General features: G+C 70.5%; 11 protein-coding genes and 4 pseudogenes. 9 read left to right on the top strand and 6 right to left on the bottom strand.

The features are described 5' to 3' along the window. Positions 1-41 precede the first annotated feature (41 nt). Complete coding sequence (locus ALMP_RS20475) at positions 42-1,265, top strand: transposase (RefSeq protein ID WP_264930357.1); 1,224 nt, start codon at positions 42-44, stop codon at positions 1,263-1,265. 116 nt (positions 1,266-1,381) lie between these two features. Here ALMP_RS20475 and ALMP_RS20470 read toward each other — a convergent pair whose 3' ends face one another. Both ALMP_RS20470 and ALMP_RS20465 read right to left on the bottom strand, forming a co-directional pair. Next, complete coding sequence (locus tag ALMP_RS20470) at positions 1,382-2,086, bottom strand: CBS domain-containing protein (RefSeq protein WP_264930565.1); 705 nt, start codon at positions 2,084-2,086, stop codon at positions 1,382-1,384. A gap of 46 nt (positions 2,087-2,132) precedes the next feature. After that, a pseudogene (locus ALMP_RS20465) lies at positions 2,133-2,359 on the bottom strand (hypothetical protein). A gap of 153 nt (positions 2,360-2,512) precedes the next feature. Between ALMP_RS20465 and ALMP_RS20460 the strand changes: the two are divergent. From ALMP_RS20460 to ALMP_RS20450, 3 genes and pseudogenes are all read left to right on the top strand, one after another. After that, positions 2,513-2,746 carry a hypothetical protein gene (locus tag ALMP_RS20460; protein ID WP_264930355.1) on the top strand — a complete coding sequence of 78 codons (234 nt, stop codon included), beginning with the start codon at positions 2,513-2,515 and terminating at the stop codon, positions 2,744-2,746. A 217-nt stretch (positions 2,747-2,963) separates the two neighbouring features. Next, positions 2,964-3,863: a carbamate kinase gene (locus tag ALMP_RS20455; RefSeq protein WP_264930353.1), complete on the top strand. Its 900-nt coding sequence runs from the start codon at positions 2,964-2,966 to the stop codon at positions 3,861-3,863. 145 nt (positions 3,864-4,008) lie between these two features. Then, a pseudogene (locus ALMP_RS20450) lies at positions 4,009-4,904 on the top strand (hypothetical protein). On the opposite strand, the gene ALMP_RS20445 reads toward ALMP_RS20450, so the two are convergent. After that, positions 4,879-5,271 carry an STAS domain-containing protein gene (locus ALMP_RS20445; RefSeq protein ID WP_264930350.1) on the bottom strand — a complete coding sequence of 131 codons (393 nt, stop codon included), beginning with the start codon at positions 5,269-5,271 and terminating at the stop codon, positions 4,879-4,881. The pseudogene ALMP_RS20450 and the gene ALMP_RS20445 sit on opposite strands and share 26 nt — an antisense overlap. Positions 5,272-5,363: 92 nt before the next feature. Here ALMP_RS20445 and ALMP_RS20440 point away from each other — a divergent pair. From ALMP_RS20440 to pflA, 4 genes and pseudogenes are all read left to right on the top strand, one after another. Continuing rightward, positions 5,364-5,621, top strand: a pseudogene (locus tag ALMP_RS20440) (phosphoketolase); the annotation flags it as partial. Further along, entirely contained in the window at positions 5,561-6,118 is a 558-nt protein-coding gene (locus ALMP_RS20435; RefSeq protein ID WP_375803513.1) for a hypothetical protein, read from the top strand. The pseudogene ALMP_RS20440 and the gene ALMP_RS20435, both read left to right, overlap by 61 nt. A gap of 244 nt (positions 6,119-6,362) precedes the next feature. Further along, positions 6,363-8,624 (top strand): formate C-acetyltransferase, encoded by a 2,262-nt coding sequence (gene pflB, locus ALMP_RS20430; RefSeq protein WP_264930348.1) that lies wholly within the window; start codon positions 6,363-6,365, stop codon positions 8,622-8,624. After that, entirely contained in the window at positions 8,621-9,367 is a 747-nt protein-coding gene (gene pflA / locus ALMP_RS20425) for a pyruvate formate-lyase-activating protein (RefSeq protein WP_264930346.1), read from the top strand. The genes pflB and pflA overlap by 4 nt, the downstream gene beginning before the upstream one ends. A gap of 22 nt (positions 9,368-9,389) precedes the next feature. Here the strand turns inward: pflA and adhE are convergent, their stop codons facing one another. Together adhE and ALMP_RS20415 are read right to left on the bottom strand one after the other, a co-directional pair. Next, positions 9,390-12,050 carry a bifunctional acetaldehyde-CoA/alcohol dehydrogenase gene (adhE, locus tag ALMP_RS20420; protein ID WP_264930344.1) on the bottom strand — a complete coding sequence of 887 codons (2,661 nt, stop codon included), beginning with the start codon at positions 12,048-12,050 and terminating at the stop codon, positions 9,390-9,392. Between the two features lie 229 nt (positions 12,051-12,279). Then, positions 12,280-13,005: a CBS domain-containing protein gene (locus tag ALMP_RS20415; protein ID WP_264930342.1), complete on the bottom strand. Its 726-nt coding sequence runs from the start codon at positions 13,003-13,005 to the stop codon at positions 12,280-12,282. 163 nt (positions 13,006-13,168) lie between these two features. Between ALMP_RS20415 and ALMP_RS20410 the strand changes: the two are divergent. Beyond that, positions 13,169-13,357 (top strand): annotated as a pseudogene (locus tag ALMP_RS20410) (universal stress protein); the annotation flags it as partial. Positions 13,358-13,546: 189 nt separating this feature from the next. On the opposite strand, the gene ppdK reads toward ALMP_RS20410, so the two are convergent. Then, the gene (ppdK, locus tag ALMP_RS20405; protein WP_264930340.1) at positions 13,547-16,240 is read right to left on the bottom strand and encodes a pyruvate, phosphate dikinase; all 2,694 of its coding nucleotides are present in this window, start codon (positions 16,238-16,240) and stop codon (positions 13,547-13,549) included. Positions 16,241-16,246 lie beyond the last annotated feature (6 nt).

Here is a 16,246-nt window from a genome sequence, read left to right as displayed (position 1 = left end):
CCCGATGACGACGTGGGTTCGACGTGCCTAGTGTGATCGTCATGCAGCTCCGGTACGCCTTCAGGTTGTACCCCGACGTCGCTCAGCGTGCCGCGCTGGCCAGGGCGTTCGGGTGCGCCCGCGTCGTGTTCAACGACGCGGTCCGCGCCCGCGAGGACGCCCGCACGGCCGGGCAGCCGTTCCCGACGGCCGGTCAGCTGTCCCGGAAGCTGATCACCGAGGCCAAGCAGACGAAGGAACGCTCCTGGCTGAGTGAGGTTTCCGCGGTGGTGCTCCAGCAGTCCCTGCGGGACGCCGAGACCGCGTACCGCAACTTCTTCGCCTCCCTAAAGGGCACCCGCAAGGGCCCGAAACTGGGTGCGCCCTGCTTCAAGTCCCGCAAGGACGCACGGCAGTCGATCCGGTTCACCGCCAACGCTCGCTGGAACATGACCGACAGTGGCCGTCTGAACCTGCCGAAGATCGGCGCGGTGAAGGTGAAATGGTCCCGCGCCCTGCCCGCCACGCCCACTTCCGTCACCGTCGTCAGGGACGCGGCAGGCAGGTTCTTCGCCTCCTTCGTCATCGACACTGACCCCGCCGTCGACGCGGCCCGGATGCCCGAGACCGACCGCAGCATCGGTATCGATCTCGGCCTGACCCACTTCGCGGTCCTCTCCGACGGCACGAAGATCGACTCCCCGCGCTTTCTGCGGCGCGCTGAGAAGAAGCTGAAGAAGGCCCAAAGGGAGCTGTCCCGCAAGCAGAAGGGATCGAAGAACCGGGCCAAGGCCCGCCTGAAGGTCGCCCGCGCCCACGCCAAAGTTGCCGACGCACGCCGTGAGTTCCACCACCAGCTCTCCACGAAGCTGATCTGCGAGAACCAAGGGATCGCCGTGGAGGACCTGTCAGTGGTGGGACTGGCTCGCACGCGCCTGGCCAAGTCCGTGCACGACGCTGGATGGGCGCAGTTCATCGGCATGCTGGAGTACAAAGCCGCCCGGTACGGACGCACCCTGGTGAAGATCGGCCGGTTCGAACCGACCTCCCAGACCTGCTCCACCTGCGGCGCCGTGGACGGGCCCAAACCCCTGAATGTGCGGGAATGGACCTGCACCGCCTGCGGTACCGTCCACGACCGGGACACCAATGCCGCACGCAACATCAAGACGGCCGCCGGACTGGCGGTGTCAGCCTGTGGAGCGCCGGTAAGACCAGGAGCAATCCCGGCACAGCGCGAAGAAGCAGGAAGCCACGGATTCCCGACCGGAAACCTTGCCGCGTAGCGGCACAGCAACCAGTCAGGGAAGGCCAGAACCCTTGGGCTTCAGCCCGAGGAGCAAGTCAATGCAGCGAGCCCTGCCTGCGCTGCGGACGTCTCACCGCCGCCGTTCGGGACGGGTCACAACGGCCAGGCGCTCTCGCCATGAGCTGACGGTACCGTGGTCGACTCGGAGGAACGGTCGTGCTCGGAGAGGTCGAACTCGATGTCCACGACCCCCGCGACGGCCCGGATCAGACGTGCGGCCACCGGGACCAGGGACGTGTCCCGGATACGGCCGCCGAGCTTCACGACCCCCTCCCGCACGGCCACCCGTACGGCCGACGTGGGCGCGGGGAAGAGGTACGACACCACCTCCCGGCGGACCTCCTCGGCGATGTCCTCGTCGTCGCGCAGGAACACCTTCAGCAGATCGGCGCGGCTGACGATGCCCTGCAGCATGCCCAGCTCATCGACGACCGGAAGCCGCTTGACCTTGGCGCGTGCCATCACTCGCGCGGCCTGCGCGAGCGTCGCGTCCGCACGCACGGTGAGGGCCGGCGCGGTCATCAGCTCCCCGGCGGTCACGGCGCCGGCCTTCGCGAGGTCCGTCAGGCGCTGGAGCTGGGTGTGCCGGTCGGGGTCCTCGTCGCGGAACTCCTCCTTGAGGAGCAGGTCGGCCTCGGAGACGACGCCGACGACGCGGCCCTCGCCCTCCAGGACGGGCAGGGCGCTGACCTTCCAGTCGTGCATTATCCGCACGACCTCCTTGAAGGCGGCGCCGCGGCCGATGGCGGCCACGGTGTGGGTCATCACGTCGCTGACGATGTGCGGGGTGCCGTGCATCATCCCTCCCTGGTGGTAGCGGTCGTGCTTCGAGTCGTGGGCGCCGTCACAGGAGGCTGCCGCTGCCGTAGGGGGCGTACAGGTCCAGCAGCCGGGTGCGGGCCGAGCGCAGACGGTGGGCCAGTACACCGTCAGAACCGGTCGGCGCGGCCCCCTTCCTCGAAGAGCCGGGTGCCCTGGGGGGAACGACACCTCCCGGGCACAGCGCATCAGCCGCTGCCTGTGTTCGGTCGGGAGTGCCTGAAGCATGCCGGCCGTGGCGGGAGCGTTCATGACATGCCTCCTGTACGGGCGTACGAAACTGCCCCGTCCAGCGTGTTCCCGTGTCTCGTATCGGGCGATGGGCCACCCGGCCCCATGACTGGGCCGCCCGGCACCGAGTCCGGGCCCTTCGGGACCCTGCGCCTGGACGGGACCGGAGGTTCGATGGAGAAAAGAGCCAACCCGAGGGGGTACATGGTGGGCACGTCACTGACCTCGGAGTTCTGGAGGCTGTTCGCCGTTCTCCTGGTGATCTTCACCGCGGCCACCTTTGTTCTCAGCGCCGCGCTCGACGCGCTGGTGCTGCGGGCACAGCGGCGCCGCATCCATCGTCGGCCGGCCCTCGGGCGGGCGACGGAGCCGCCCTGCCGACCTGATCGAATCGCGGTCCATCGCTGAGCCGGAGAAGCCCGGCGCTGCCGTATCAGGTCAATGGCAAGACACCGGTCACCGCCGGCCGCCGCCGGCAGCCCGAACGTCAGGCACGCCCTGCCCGCCATGGAGTCGAAGCGCCGGCGGTGCGTAATCCCTCACCCGCCCGACTTCCACCGGGCGCAGAACGAATCGGCTGCACACCGTCAAGGCCGCACTCGTGGCCCCTGGAGGACCCAAAGCCATGCGCATCGTCATCGCTCTCGGCGGCAACGCCCTGCTGCGCCGGGGTGATCGCCCCGACGCGGCTGTGCAGCAGGCGAACATCGACCGGGTGACCACCGCCGTCGCCGCTCTCGCCCTCGAACACGAGGTCGTTCTCACCCACGGCAACGAACCGCAGATCGGCCTGCTCGCCATGGAGAGCGCGGCCGACCCTGTCCTGACCGCCCCCTACCCGCTGGACCTGCTGGGTGCCCAGACCGAGGGTCTGATCGGCTCGCTGCTGGTCCGGGCCCTGCACGACGCGCTGCCCGGCCACAAGATCGCCGCGCTCGTCACCCACACCCTGGTCCGGGCCGACGACCCCGCCTTCGCGCGGCCCACAAAGCGCGTCGGCCCCGTGTACCCGCGTGACGTCGCCCGCACCCTCGCGCGAAGGCGCGGTTGGCACATAGCCAAGGACGCCACCGGGTGGCGCCAGGTCGTCGCCTCACCCATGCCCGAGGGCATCGTCGAGACCGAGACCATCCACGACCTGCTCACCTGCGGAGCGCTGGTCATCTGTGCCGGCGGCGGAGGTGTGCCCGTCACCGCCGACAGCGACACCGGCGCGCTGCACGGAGTGGACGCGGTCGTCGACAAGGACCTCACCGCCGCCCTGCTCGCTGAGGAACTCAAGGCCGACTTCCTGCTCATCCTCACCGACGTTCCGTGCGTCTACACCGGCTACGGCACCGCCGAACGGCAGCCCGTCCTCGACGCCACGCCCGACGACCTGCGCCGCGCAGGGTTTCCCGCCGACTCCATGGGTCCCAAGACGGAGGCCGCCGCCCGGTTCGTCGAACGCACCGGGGGACTGGCCGCCATCGGCGCCCTGGACGCGGCGTACGAGATCGTCCACGGAAGGTCGGACCTCGGCTGAGATACCGCCGGAATGATACTCAGGCCGGTGTGGCCCGTCCGGGACCCCGAGGGCGGGACCATCGGCCCCTCACCGGATCGTGGTCAGGGACCCACGCTCGGAGGACGGCACGATCTGTCGCGCGCCGACTCGTGAGGAGGGCATCATGCACAGCGCATCCCCGTCCCTGGACGCCGCGATGGTGGAGAGGTCCGTGGCCGCCGCGGTCGCCGCGCCCTCGATCCACAACACCCAGCCGTGGCGCTTCGGCCTGGCCCCCGAGACGCTCACCCTCCAGGTACGCGCCGTCCCTGAGCGCGGCCTGCGGCACACCGACCCGGTGTCCAGGACCGGCCATCGGGCCGACCTCTACGAGGCGATCTGGCGCAGGCACAGCAGCCGCCTCCCGTTCTCGGGCCGGCCGCTGCCCTCGTACCTGCGCAACGAACTCGGAGAGGCCGCCCGGGTGGAAGGCGCGCGTCTGTGGTTCCCCGACGCCGCCGGGACGGCGCGTCTGCTCCGCCTGACCGCGGAGGCCGAGCGCCGCAACGCCTCGACACCGACCGTGCCACGGAGAACAGCCGCTGGGTGCACCGAAACCTGGAGCCCATTCCCGACGTAGGACTGCCGCGGGCGGTGCTCGGCCCTCAGGACACCCGCGAACTCCTTCCCATGCGGAACTTCACCGCGCAACGGCACACCGAGCGGCTGGTCGCCCGGCCGTTCGAGGCCGGCCCGCAGATCGCTGTGCTGATCACCGAGCACGACCGTCGCGCCGACTGGCTGCGGGCGGGGCAGGCTCTGCAGCACGTGTGGCTCCTCGCCACGGCCGACGGCCTGCGCGCGTCCCTGCTGCACCAGGCGCTGGAGTGGCCGGACCTGCGCAGGTCCATGAGTCCGGTTCCCGGTCGGACCGGTCACGCGCAGATGCTCATCCGCTTCGGATACGGCCCGGAAGGCTCCGCGACCCCGCGGCGCGCCCCGCGCACGGTGCTCGACGGCGTGATGGCGAGTCGCCAGCCGGTCCGCCTGGCCTTCAGCCCCCGGCGGCAGGCGCGGTGACCTCCTCCGTTGCAGGGGTCAGGACCGTACTCAGGCTGGGGTGCAGCTCGAAGACGCCGGCCAGGCCCACGATGCGAAGGATGCGCCGGAAGCTGCGGTTGTCGGTGACCAGCCGCAACCGACCGTGCCGGGCCACGGCTCGGTTCCGAGCCCGGCACAGGACACCCAGACCGGTGCAGTCGATGAACGCCATCGAGCGCAGGTCCAGCACCAGATCGGGGTGCGGGCCGGCCGTCAGGGCCTCCAGCTGGGCCGCGATGTGCGGCGCGGTGAAGATGTCGATCTCGCCGCGCAGTTCCACGACGGTTGTGTCACCGACGGTGCGTTCCGTGTGGTGAGGCGCGGACCTGGGGTCGATAGCGGACATGGTCCGAGACAACAGGGAAGGACGAGGAGTGGATAGGGCCGATGGACCCTACTGCCCGGTTTTAGCAAACAGCCCTGCTTCGACTGGCTGACCGCACCGGCCACAAGAACCTGCACGTGCGCGGCTACAAGGAGATCGGCACCATGACCACTCCGTTCGACATGGTCGTCCGCAACGACATGGACCGCTACCGCCTCGTCATGGACGTCATCGACCGCGTCCCCGGCCTCGCCGTGCGCGCCGCAGCGGTACGGCAGCGGATGGAGGACACCCGCCTGCGCCACCACGACTGGATCCGCGTCCACGGCACCGACCTGCCAGAGGTCGCCGACTGGTCCTGGGACGGCTGACCGACGCCGACGGGGCCCGAATCGGGGGCCGTTCGGCCCGCTGTTCAGGGCCCTGCAGCCCCTCCGGCGGGCGTCGACGACGCGGGACATTGAAGGTGCAACGAGAGTCGTCCACCACCATGGGCTTCCTCAGCGGCGTCGCGGTCGGACCGATGGAGTCCACCTTCCACGACTGGGCCGGCGCCACCTGGGCCGACTGGCTGTTCATGCTCGGCCTGCTCGGCATCGGCCTCGCCCTGACCGCGGGCATCGGCCTGCGGCTCGCGGCGGTCGCCGGCACCGCGATGATGGCGCTGATGTGGATCGCCGAATGGCCGCCGGCCAAGCACCTGTCCGACGGCTCGGCGAGCATGTCGACCAACCCGTTCGCCGACTACCACCTCATCTACGCCGTCGTCCTGATCGCCCTGGCGGCCGCGGGCGCCGGCGCCACCTGGGGACTGGGCAGGGCGTGGGCGCGGCTGCCGTTCGTCAGCCGCAACCGCTGGCTCCTCTGAGGACCGCGCGCTCGTCACACCGGGGCACCTCCGCCGACGAGCGGAGGTGCCCCGGTCGCATGTGCGTCAGCGGCCGGGCGATGCCGGGTTCGCCCTGTCAGGGCCTGACAGGGACCTATGGCCCGGCACGCGAGGGACGGGTGGCGCGCCCCAGGTGCGCCGAGAGGCCCTCCCCGGGGGCGTCGCCGACGACGAGCATCAAAGGCGAAGAAGTTCCACGGGCAGAGTGAGGGAGAGACCGGCGATGACGGCAACGGTGACAGCTGGAGCACGAGCGGCGACCGAGGCATGGCGAGGCTTCGCCGGTACACACTGGCGGGACCAGATCGACGTGCGCGACTTCATCCAGGCCAACTACTCGCCCTACGAAGGAGATTCCACGTTCCTGGCCGGGCCGACCGAGCGCACGCTCGCCGTCTGGGGCAAGGTCGCCCGTCTGTTCCCCGAGGAGCGGCGCCGGGGCATCCTCGACGTCGACACGGGCCTGCCGTCCACGATCACCTCGCACCGGCCGGGCTTCATCGACCGCGACCGCGAACTGATCGTCGGTCTGCAGACCGACGCCCCGCTGAGGCGGGCGATCATGCCCAACGGCGGGCTGCGGATGGTCGAGAACGGGCTGAAGGCGTACGGCTACCAGGCCGACCCCTTCGTCACCCGTGTCTTCAGCACCTACCGCAAGACCCACAACGACGGCGTCTTCGACGCCTACACCCCCGAGATGCGCCCCGCCCGCAAGGTCGGCATCATCACCGGCCTGCCGGACGCCTACGGCCGCGGCCGGATCATCGGCGACTATCGGCGCGTCGCGCTGTACGGCACGGACCGGCTGATCCAGGCCAAGCGGGCCGAGCGGGCCCGGCTGGACGCGCATCCCTCCACACCCGACGTCATCCGCGACCGCGAGGAACTGGCCGAGCAGATAAGGGCATTGGGCGAGCTGACGCAGATGGCGGCTTCGTACGGCTGCGACGTCTCCCGTCCCGCCGCTACCGCCCACGAGGCCGTGCAGTGGCTCCACCTCGGCTTCCTGGCGGCGGTCAAGGAGCAGAACGGCGCCGCCATGTCGCTCGGCCGCACCTCCACCTTCCTGGACGTCTACCTCCAGCGCGACCTGGACGAGGGCACCCTCGCGGAGACCCGCGCCCAGGAGCTGATCGACGACTTCGTGATCAAGCTGCGGATCGTACGGTTCCTGCGCACCCCCGAGTACGACGCCCTGTTCTCCGGCGACCCGACCTGGGTGACGGAGTCCATCGGCGGCATCGGCACCGACGGCCGCCCCCTGGTCACCCGTACGTCCTTCCGCTTCCTGCAGACCCTGTACAACCTCGGCCCGGCCCCTGAGCCGAACCTGACCGTCCTGTGGTCGCCGCGGCTGCCCGAGGGCTTCAAGCGGTTCTGCGCCCAGGTCTCCATCGACACCAGCGCGATCCAGTACGAGTCCGACGACCTGATGCGTCCGCGTACCGGTGACGACACGGCGATCGCCTGCTGTGTCTCGGCGATGGCGGTGGGCCGGCAGATGCAGTTCTTCGGGGCACGGGTCAACCTGGCCAAGGCGCTGCTGTACGCGATCAACGGAGGCCGGGACGAGATGACCGGCGAGCAGGTGGCGCCCGCGATGCCACCGCTGATGGGCGAGCACCTGGAGTACGAGGAGTTGTCGGCGGCGTACGACCGCATGCTGGAGTGGCTGGCTGCCACGTACGTCAACGCGCTCAACGTCATCCACTACATGCACGACAAGTACGCCTACGAGCGCATCGAGATAGCCCTGCACGACTACCCCGTGCACCGTTTCATGGCGTGTGGCATCGCCGGGCTCTCCGTGGCGGCGGACAGCCTCTCGGCCGTCAAGCACGCCCGGGTGAAGGTGATCCGCGACTCCACCGGGCTGGCCGTCGACTACGAGATCGAGGGCGAGTACCCGGCGTACGGCAACAACGACGACCGCGCGGACGCCCTCGCCGCCGACCTGGTCCAGTCGTTCATGGCCAAGGTGCGCCGCAACCCCACATACCGGGATGCCGAGCACACGCAGTCGGTGCTGACCATCACCTCCAACGTGGTGTACGGCAAGCACACCGGCAACACCCCCGACGGCCGCCGCGCAGGACAGCCCTTCGCGCCCGGCGCCAACCCGATGAACGGCCGGGACCGCCACGGGGTGGCCGCCTCCGCGCTGTCGGTGGCCAAGTTGCCGTACGAGCAGGCCCGCGACGGCATCTCGCTCACGACGACGATCACGCCCGAGGGCCTGGGCCACGACCCGGACGAGCGCGCCGCGCACCTGGCCGGCATCCTCGACGCCTACATGGCCTCCGGCGGATTCCACATGAACGTCAACGTCCTTGACCGCGCGACGCTCGAAGACGCCATGGAACACCCGGAGGAGTACCCGGAGCTGACGGTCCGGGTCTCCGGATACGCCGTCAACTTCGTCCGCCTGACCCGCGAGCAGCAGCTCGACGTGATCAGTCGCACCTTCCACGGATCGCTGTGAACACCACCGTTGAGCCGGTGACGGGCCGAATCCACTCCTGGGACCTGTCCACGGGAGTGGACGGTCCCGGGACCCGGTTCGTACTCTTCCTCTCCGGTTGCCCGCTGCGCTGCCTGTACTGCGCCAACCCTGACACCTGGCACATGCGCGACGGTAAGCAGACCACAGTCGACGAGGTGATGGCCGAGATCGAGAAGTACCGGCCGTTCATCACCACCGCGGGCGGGGGAGTGACCCTCACCGGCGGCGAGGCCCTGCTGCAGCCCGCGTTCACGGCCGAGATCTTCCACCGCTGCAAGGAACTCGGCGTGCACACGGCCCTCGACACCTCCGGCTTCCTCGGCGCCCGCGCCACCGACGAACTCCTCGCCGACACCGACCTGGTCCTGCTGGACATCAAGTCCTTCGACATCCGGGCCTATCGGAAGCTGACCGGCGGCGACCTCGCCCCGACCCTCGGCTTCGCCACCCGCCTGAACCGCCTCGGCGTCCCGGTGTGGATCCGCTACGTCCTCGTGCCGGGCTGGACCGACAACCCGGCGGCCATCGACGGACTCGGCGGTTTCCTCGCCGGGCTGGGCAACGTCGACCGGGTGGACGTCCTGCCGTTCCACAAGCTCGGCGCCCACAAGTACGACGCGCTGGGGATCCCCTTCCCGCTGCGCGACACACCCGCGCCGCACCCGGACCTGACTGAGCGAGTGCGCGAGCAGTTCCGGGAGCACGGCCTGCGGGCGCTCTGAACAGGCGCCGGCAGCTTCTGGACTATGCGCCGACTGTCCGGTCCGGGCCGTAGTAGGCCGCTCGCATGAGGTCCTGCATGTCGTCGAGCATGGGCATCCGCGGGTTGGCGGGGGCGCACTGGTCCTCGTAGGCGTTGAGGGCCTGCTGGGGCAGGGCGTCGAGGAAGGCGCGCTCGTCGACGCCGAGGGACTGGAACGACGGCTCGATGCCCACGGCGTCGCGCAGTCGCTCGACGGCCCAGGCGAGCGACTCCACGCCGGCCTGCGGGGTGGCGGCGGGCAGGCCGAGGGTGCGGGCGATGTCCTGGAAGCGTTCGGGGGCGCGGTAGTGCTCGTACTTGGGCCAGCCGGTGAGCTTGGTGGGGACGGTGCCGTTGTAGCGGATGACGTGGGGGAGCAGGACGGCGTTGGCGCGGCCGTGGGCGATGTGGAAGGTGGCGCCGAGGGTGTGGGACATGGCGTGGACGATGCCGAGGAAGGCGTTGCCGAAGGCCATGCCCGCGATGGTGCCGGCGTTGTGCATCTTCTCCCGGGCCTGAGCCGAGTCCTCGCGGTCGTTCACCGCCGCTTCGAGGTGGCCGAAGACCAGCCGGATCGCGTGCAGGGCGAGGCCGTCGGTGAAGTCGTTGGCGTAGACGGAGACGTACGCCTCGATGGCGTGGGTGAGGGCGTCGAAGCCGCTGTCGGCGGCCAGGGCCGGGGGCAGGGCGGTGGTGAGGAGGGGGTCGACGATGGCCACGCTCGGGGTGAGCGCGTAGTCGGCGAGCGGGTACTTCTTGCCGGTGGCCGGGTCGGAGATGACCGCGAACGGGGTGACCTCGGCGCCGGTGCCGGAGGTGGTGGGCACGCACACCAGGCGGGCGAGCTCGCCCAGGACGGGGAAGCGGAAGGCGCGCTTACGGATGTCGGAGAACTTGTGCCGCATGTCGGCGAAGTCGATGTCCGGGTGCTCGTAGAGCAGCCACATCACCTTCGCCGCGTCCATGGGCGAGCCGCCGCCCAGCGCGATGATCGTGTCCGGGCGGAAGTCCCGCATGAGCTGGGCACCGCGCTGCACGGAGTCGATGCTGGGTTCCGGTTCGACGTTGTCGATGATCTGCAGCGTCACGGGCTCGGGACGGCGTTGGAGCACGCGGTCGATGCGGTCGACGAAACCGAGGCGGGTCATGACCGCGTCGGTCACGATCGTGACGCGGTGGACGTCCGGCATGGAGGTCAGGTAGCGGATGGCCTGCGGCTCGAAGTAGATCTTCGGCGGGACCTTGAACCACTGCAGGTTGTTGCGGCGCGTGCCGACCCGCTTGACGTTCAGGAGCTGGGCGGCGGAGACGTTGTCGGACACCGATGTGCTGCCCCAGGAGCCGCAGCCCAGGGTGAGGGACGGCAGGAGGCCGTTGTAGATGCCGCCGATGGCGCCCTGGGAGGAGGGCGCGTTGACGATGATCCGTACGGTCTTGATGCGCTTGCCGTACGCCTCCGCCAGCTCTCGGTCCTCGGTGTGGATGACGGCGCTGTGACCCTGGCCGTGGAAGGCGACCATGTCGGCGGCCAGGGCGAAGCCCTGCTGCTCGGAGCCGGCCCGCAGGACGGCGAGCACCGGGCAGAGCTTCTCGCGGGTCAGCGGCTCGTCCGGGCCGACGCGTTCGGCCTCGACCAGGATGAGGGAGGTGCCGGCGGGCACGGTGAAGCCGGCCTGCTCGGCGATCCACGCCGGGCTCTGTCCCACGGCCGCCGCGTTGACCTTGGGCTCGCAGCCGCTGTTGGACTTGTCCGCCGGGAAGAGGTACGCCTCCAGCTTCCGCTTCTCCTCGGGGGTCGCCAGGTGGGCGTGCAGGGTGCGGAACTCGGCGAGCGCCTCGTCGTAGATCTCGTTGTCGAGGATGACGGCCTGTTCGGAGGCGCAGATCATGCCGTTGTCGAACGACTTCGACAGCACCAGGTCGTTGACGGCGCGGCGCAGCTTGGCGCTCTGGTGGACGTAGGCGGGGACGTTCCCGGCGCCCACACCCAGGGCGGGCTTGCCCGCCGAGTAGGCGGCCTTGACCATGGCGTTGCCGCCGGTGGCGAGGATCAGCGAGACGCCCGGGTGGCGCATGAGCGTGCCGGTCGCCTCGACCGACGGGGTCTCGATCCACTGGATGCACTGCTCCGGCGCGCCTGCGGCGACGGCCGCGTCACGCACGATCCGGGCCGCCTCGGCACTGCACCGCTGGGCGGAGGGGTGGAAGGCGAACACGACCGGGTTGCGGGTCTTCAGCGCCAACAAAGCCTTGAAGATCGTGGTCGAGGTCGGATTGGTGACCGGCGTGATCGCGCAGACCACACCCACCGGTTCCGCTATCTCGACCATGTCCTCGATGTCGTCGCGGGCGATGACGCCGACGGTCTTCATCCGGCCCATGCTGTGCGTGACGTGCTCGCACGCGAACATGTTCTTGGCCGCCTTGTCCTCGAAGACACCCCGGCCGGTCTCCTCCACCGCGAGCCGTGCGAGTGCCGTGTGCTGGTCCAGTGCGGCGACCGACGCCTTCTTGACGACGTGGTCGACCTGCTCCTGCGTCAGGTCCTCGTAGTCGGCGAGCGCCTTGAGCCCGTTCGTGACCAGCCGGTCGACGGCGATGACGGTCTCGGACGGCTCGCCGCCCGGGGCGGCTGGGCGGGTTCGGGCGTCCTGTCGGGTCATGGGGTTGCGCCTCCATCGTCGAGGTCGGGGGCCGGAAGACCGGCAGCGTGCCGTGTGGGGAGCAGCACCGCGGGGGCCCGAGCGGGGGTACGGGGCTTTGCGGATCATCGGTACCGCTCCCACCACCACCGTCCCGCAGCCGGGAGCCGCCACCCAGGCGTCGAAGGTCCCGACCGGGGGCCGAGCGTCCCGGGGTGTCGGGGCCGGTCGGCGACCTGACGATGAGGGGTCACCGCTCGGGGAGCCAGTGGTGGGCGGTCCGGCGGGAGGGGTGCTTCTCGGGTGGGCGGGTGTCGTCGTCGCGGAAGGTGAGGCTGTTCATCACGCCCACCACGCCGTCCACCCGCCAGGTCAGTCGGACCGCCACCGGGATGTCGCTGCGGCGTTCCAGGCGTCCCTCCAGCGTGGCCGTCCCGTCGTGGACCGAGACGACGACGGTGCGGGGCGGCAGGCACATGGCACGGGTGAGGACCTCGTCGATGATCTCCTGCCGGATCTCCTCGTCCGTGCGCAGGAAGACCCGCAGCAGGTCACGGCGGGTGGCGATGCCTATCAGTCGGTCCTCCTCGTCCACCACGGGCAGCCGTTCGATGTGGTCGCGCTCCATCACCCGTGCGGCGTCCGCGACGCGTTGTTCCGGGTGCACGGTGATCGCGGGTGTCGACATCAGTTGCCCGGCGGTCATGGCGCGGGCCTTGGCAGCGGCGACACGTGCCTTCCGGCGCAGTGCCGGCAGCCGGAGGCGGCCTTCCCGGTCCCGTTCGGCCTTCGCCGCCTGCCGGTGCACCAGGTCGGTCTCGGAGATGACGCCGAGAACCTTGTCGTCGGCGTCCACCACCGGAAGGCCGCTGATTCGGTACCGGGCCAGCAGCCGTGCCACGTCCTTGAACGGTGTTTCCCGGTGCGCCTGGATGACCTCTGCGGTCATCACCTCACCGACCTTGGCGGTCTTCACGGCAGTTCCCTTCTCCGCTGGTGCCTGTCGCGGGCCACCGGATTGGACTGCCCCGGGTAGCCGACCCGTCGATGCTTCTTCAGCCTCCCGCGCACGGGCTTGACGGGGCAGGGCCAACCGGTCCCGAGCTCCCGGGCCGAACCGCCCTCTCAGTCTCGCCGCGGTGGAGGCAGCGGCTCGGGAGGCGCGGTTGCGCGGGGCGGGGCTACGGGTGGTGCACGCGTTCTTCTGGCCCGCGCCGCACGTGCCCCTGGGCCCGTCACCGCTGGGCCCGCCCGACGGCGGGACCCGGAACATGGCCGACCGTCTGGTGGCCGAGGCGGTGGAGCACGCGCGCGCTGCGGCCCCGGACGGCCGGACACGGCTCGGTCGCCCGACGGACGCGACCGACGGGCACTGACGGCCGGGTCCGAAGCACCACCTCGGCGGACGAAGGATCGAAGTGTCCCGGTGTCGGCGAACCGGGTGCGCGGGGTCACGTGCAGTCGGCGGCCCGCAGGACCGAGGCCGGGTCTTTCACCCCCGGTCCCGCGGGCGTGCGTCACCGGCTGTCGCTGGTCTTCGTCTCGGGCAGTGCGGCCCGTCCGGCCTCCAGGCGGGCGACCGGGACACGGAACGGTGAGCAGGAGACGTAGTCAAGTCCGACGCCGTGGAAGAAGTGCACGGAATCGGGGTCTCCGCCGTGCTCGCCGCAGACACCGATCTTCAGCCCGGGCCGGGCCGCACGGCCCTCGGCGACCGCGATCTCGACCAGTCGGCCGACGCCCTCGCGGTCGATGGTCTCGAAGGGGGAGACCGTGAAGATGCCCTTGTCGAGGTAGGCGGAGAAGAACGCCGCCTCGACGTCGTCGCGGGAGAAGCCCCAGGTGGTCTGCGTCAGGTCGTTGGTGCCGAAGGAGAAGAACTGCGCCTCCTCGGCGATCCGGCCCGCGGTGAGCGCGGCCCTGGGCAGCTCGATCATCGTGCCGACCGGGCACTCGACGGGAACGCCGGACTCCTTGGAGACGTCGGCCAGGACCTGCTCCACCTCCTCGCGCACGAGTCGCAGTTCCTTGACCGTGTCGATCAGCGGCACCATGATCTCGGCCCGCGGGTCGCCGCCCGCGCGCTTGCGTTCGACGACTGCCTCGGCGATGGCCCGTACCTGCATGGCGACCAGGCCCGGCGCCACCAGGCCCAGGCGTACGCCGCGCAGGCCGAGCATCGGGTTCTCCTCGTGCATGCGGTTCACGGCGTCCAGCAGCTCGGCGTCGTGCGCGCTGGGCGGGGTGCCGTGGGCCTCGGCGGCCGCGAGGCGGACGGCGAGTTCGGTGCGGTCGGGCAGGAACTCGTGCAGCGGCGGGTCAAGGAGGCGGATGGTGACCGGCAGGCCGTCCATCGCCTCCAGGATCCCGATGAAGTCCCGCCGTTGCAGCGGCAGCAACGCGTCCAGCGCCCGCTCGCGCTCAGCGTCGGTACGGGACAGGATCATCGCCTCGACCAGCTGCCGGCGATCGCCGAGAAACATGTGCTCGGTGCGGCACAACCCGATGCCCTCCGCTCCGAACCGGCGGGCGCGGGCCGCGTCCTCGGGAGTGTCGGCGTTCGCCCGCACGCCCAACCGCCGTACGCCGTCGGCGTGTTGCATGGCGCCGACGACAGCGCCGACCAGCCTGGCCGACCGCTCACCCGGCGCGCCGGTCTCGAAGTACCGCATCACCGCGGAGTCGACCAGCGGAGCCGCGCCGGCGTAGACGGCACCGTCGGAGCCGTCGACGGAGATGACCGTGCCCTCCTCGACGGTGGTGCCGCCGACGGTGAAGCGGCGGCCCGGCAGGTCCACGGTGATTTCCTCGGCACCGCAGACGCACACCTTGCCCATGCCGCGGGCGACCACCGCCGCGTGGCTGGTCTTGCCGCCCCGGCTGGTCAGCACGGCCTGGGCGGCGACCATGCCGGGCAGGTCGTCGGGGGTGGTCTCCTGCCGTACGAGGACGACCTTCTCCCCGGCGGCGGCACGCCGTACCGCCTCGGCGGAGTCGAACACCGCCGCACCGACGGCGGCACCCGGGGAAGCCGGGATGCCGTGCGCGAGCGCCTCACCGACGGCAGAGGTGTCGAAGCGGGGGAACATCAGACGGGCGAGACCGTCGCCACTGACGCGCGCCAGACCCTCGTCGGAGGTAATGAGTCCCTCGTCGGCCAGCTCGGCGGCGATGGCGAACGCGGCCTCGGCGGTGCGCTTGCCCACCCGGGTCTGCAGCATCCACAGCCGGCCCCGCTCGATGGTGAACTCGATGTCACACAGATCCCGGTAGTGGGCCTCCAACGTCCGCATGTGGTCGCGGAGTTGGGCGAACGCCTCGGGGTTGACGCGGCCCAGTTCGTCCAGCGGCACGGTGTTGCGGATGCCGGCGACGACATCCTCACCCTGCGCGTTGGACAGGTAGTCCCCGTACACGCCTCGGGCGCCGGTGGCCGGGTCGCGGGTGAAGGCGACGCCGCTGCCGGAGTCGGGGCCGAGGTTGCCGAAGACCATGGTCTGCACGTTGACGGCGGTGCCCAGGTCGTCGGGGATGTGCTCGCGGCGGCGGTAGAGGCGGGCGCGTTCGCCGTTCCAGGAGGCGAAGACGGCCAGGACCGCCCGGCGCAGCTGCTCGGCCGGGGACTGGGGGAAGTACTCGCCCGTCTCCTGGCGGATCAGCTCCTTGTACATCTCGACGAGCCCGGCCAGATCGGCCGCGTCCAGTCCCAGATCGTCCGCCGCACCGCGGGCCTCCTTGAGGCGGGCCAGGGCCTTCTCGAACAGCGCGCTGTCGACGCCCATGACGGTGCTGCCGAACATCTGCACAAGTCGGCGGTAGGAGTCCCAGGCGAAGCGCTCGTTTCCGGAGGACTTCGCCAGCCCCAGCACGGACTCGTCGCCCAGGCCGATGTCGAGGATCGTCTCCATCATGCCGGGCATGGAGAAACGGGCCCCGGAGCGGACGGACAGCAGTAGTGGATCGTCGGGCTGCCCGAGCCGCCGTCCGGCTGCCTCCTCCAATGCCGTCAGGTGATCGGAGATCTCGCGGGCCAGGCCGTTCGGTTCGGTGCCGGTGGTCAGGAAAGCGCGGCAGGCTTCGGTGGTGACGGTGAAGCCGGGCGGGACCGGCAGGCCCATCCGGGTCATCTCGGCCAGGTTGGCGCCCTTGCCGCCGAGCAGGCCGGCCATGTCACGGCCGCCCACGGTGAAGTCGTACACGTAACGGACCATGACGGT

Source organism: Streptomyces sp. A012304 (genome assembly GCF_026008495.1).
In the GTDB taxonomy this organism is placed as follows: domain Bacteria; phylum Actinomycetota; class Actinomycetes; order Streptomycetales; family Streptomycetaceae; genus Streptomyces.
This window is presented reverse-complemented; position numbering and strand designations above follow the sequence as displayed.

Bases quoted from the DNA above. Each gene is read 5' to 3' on its own strand.
- ALMP_RS20475 (WP_264930357.1), top strand. From the start codon at position 42: ATGCAGCTCCGGTACGCCTTCAGGTTGTACCCCGACGTCGCTCAGCGT.
- ALMP_RS20470 (WP_264930565.1), bottom strand. From the start codon at position 2,086: ATGCACGGCACCCCGCACATCGTCAGCGACGTGATGACCCACACCGTG.
- ALMP_RS20460 (WP_264930355.1), top strand. From the start codon at position 2,513: ATGGAGAAAAGAGCCAACCCGAGGGGGTACATGGTGGGCACGTCACTG.
- ALMP_RS20455 (WP_264930353.1), top strand. From the start codon at position 2,964: ATGCGCATCGTCATCGCTCTCGGCGGCAACGCCCTGCTGCGCCGGGGT.
- ALMP_RS20445 (WP_264930350.1), bottom strand. From the start codon at position 5,271: ATGTCCGCTATCGACCCCAGGTCCGCGCCTCACCACACGGAACGCACC.
- pflB (WP_264930348.1), top strand. From the start codon at position 6,363: ATGACGGCAACGGTGACAGCTGGAGCACGAGCGGCGACCGAGGCATGG.
- adhE (WP_264930344.1), bottom strand. From the start codon at position 12,050: ATGACCCGACAGGACGCCCGAACCCGCCCAGCCGCCCCGGGCGGCGAG.
- ppdK (WP_264930340.1), bottom strand. From the start codon at position 16,240: ATGGTCCGTTACGTGTACGACTTCACCGTGGGCGGCCGTGACATGGCC.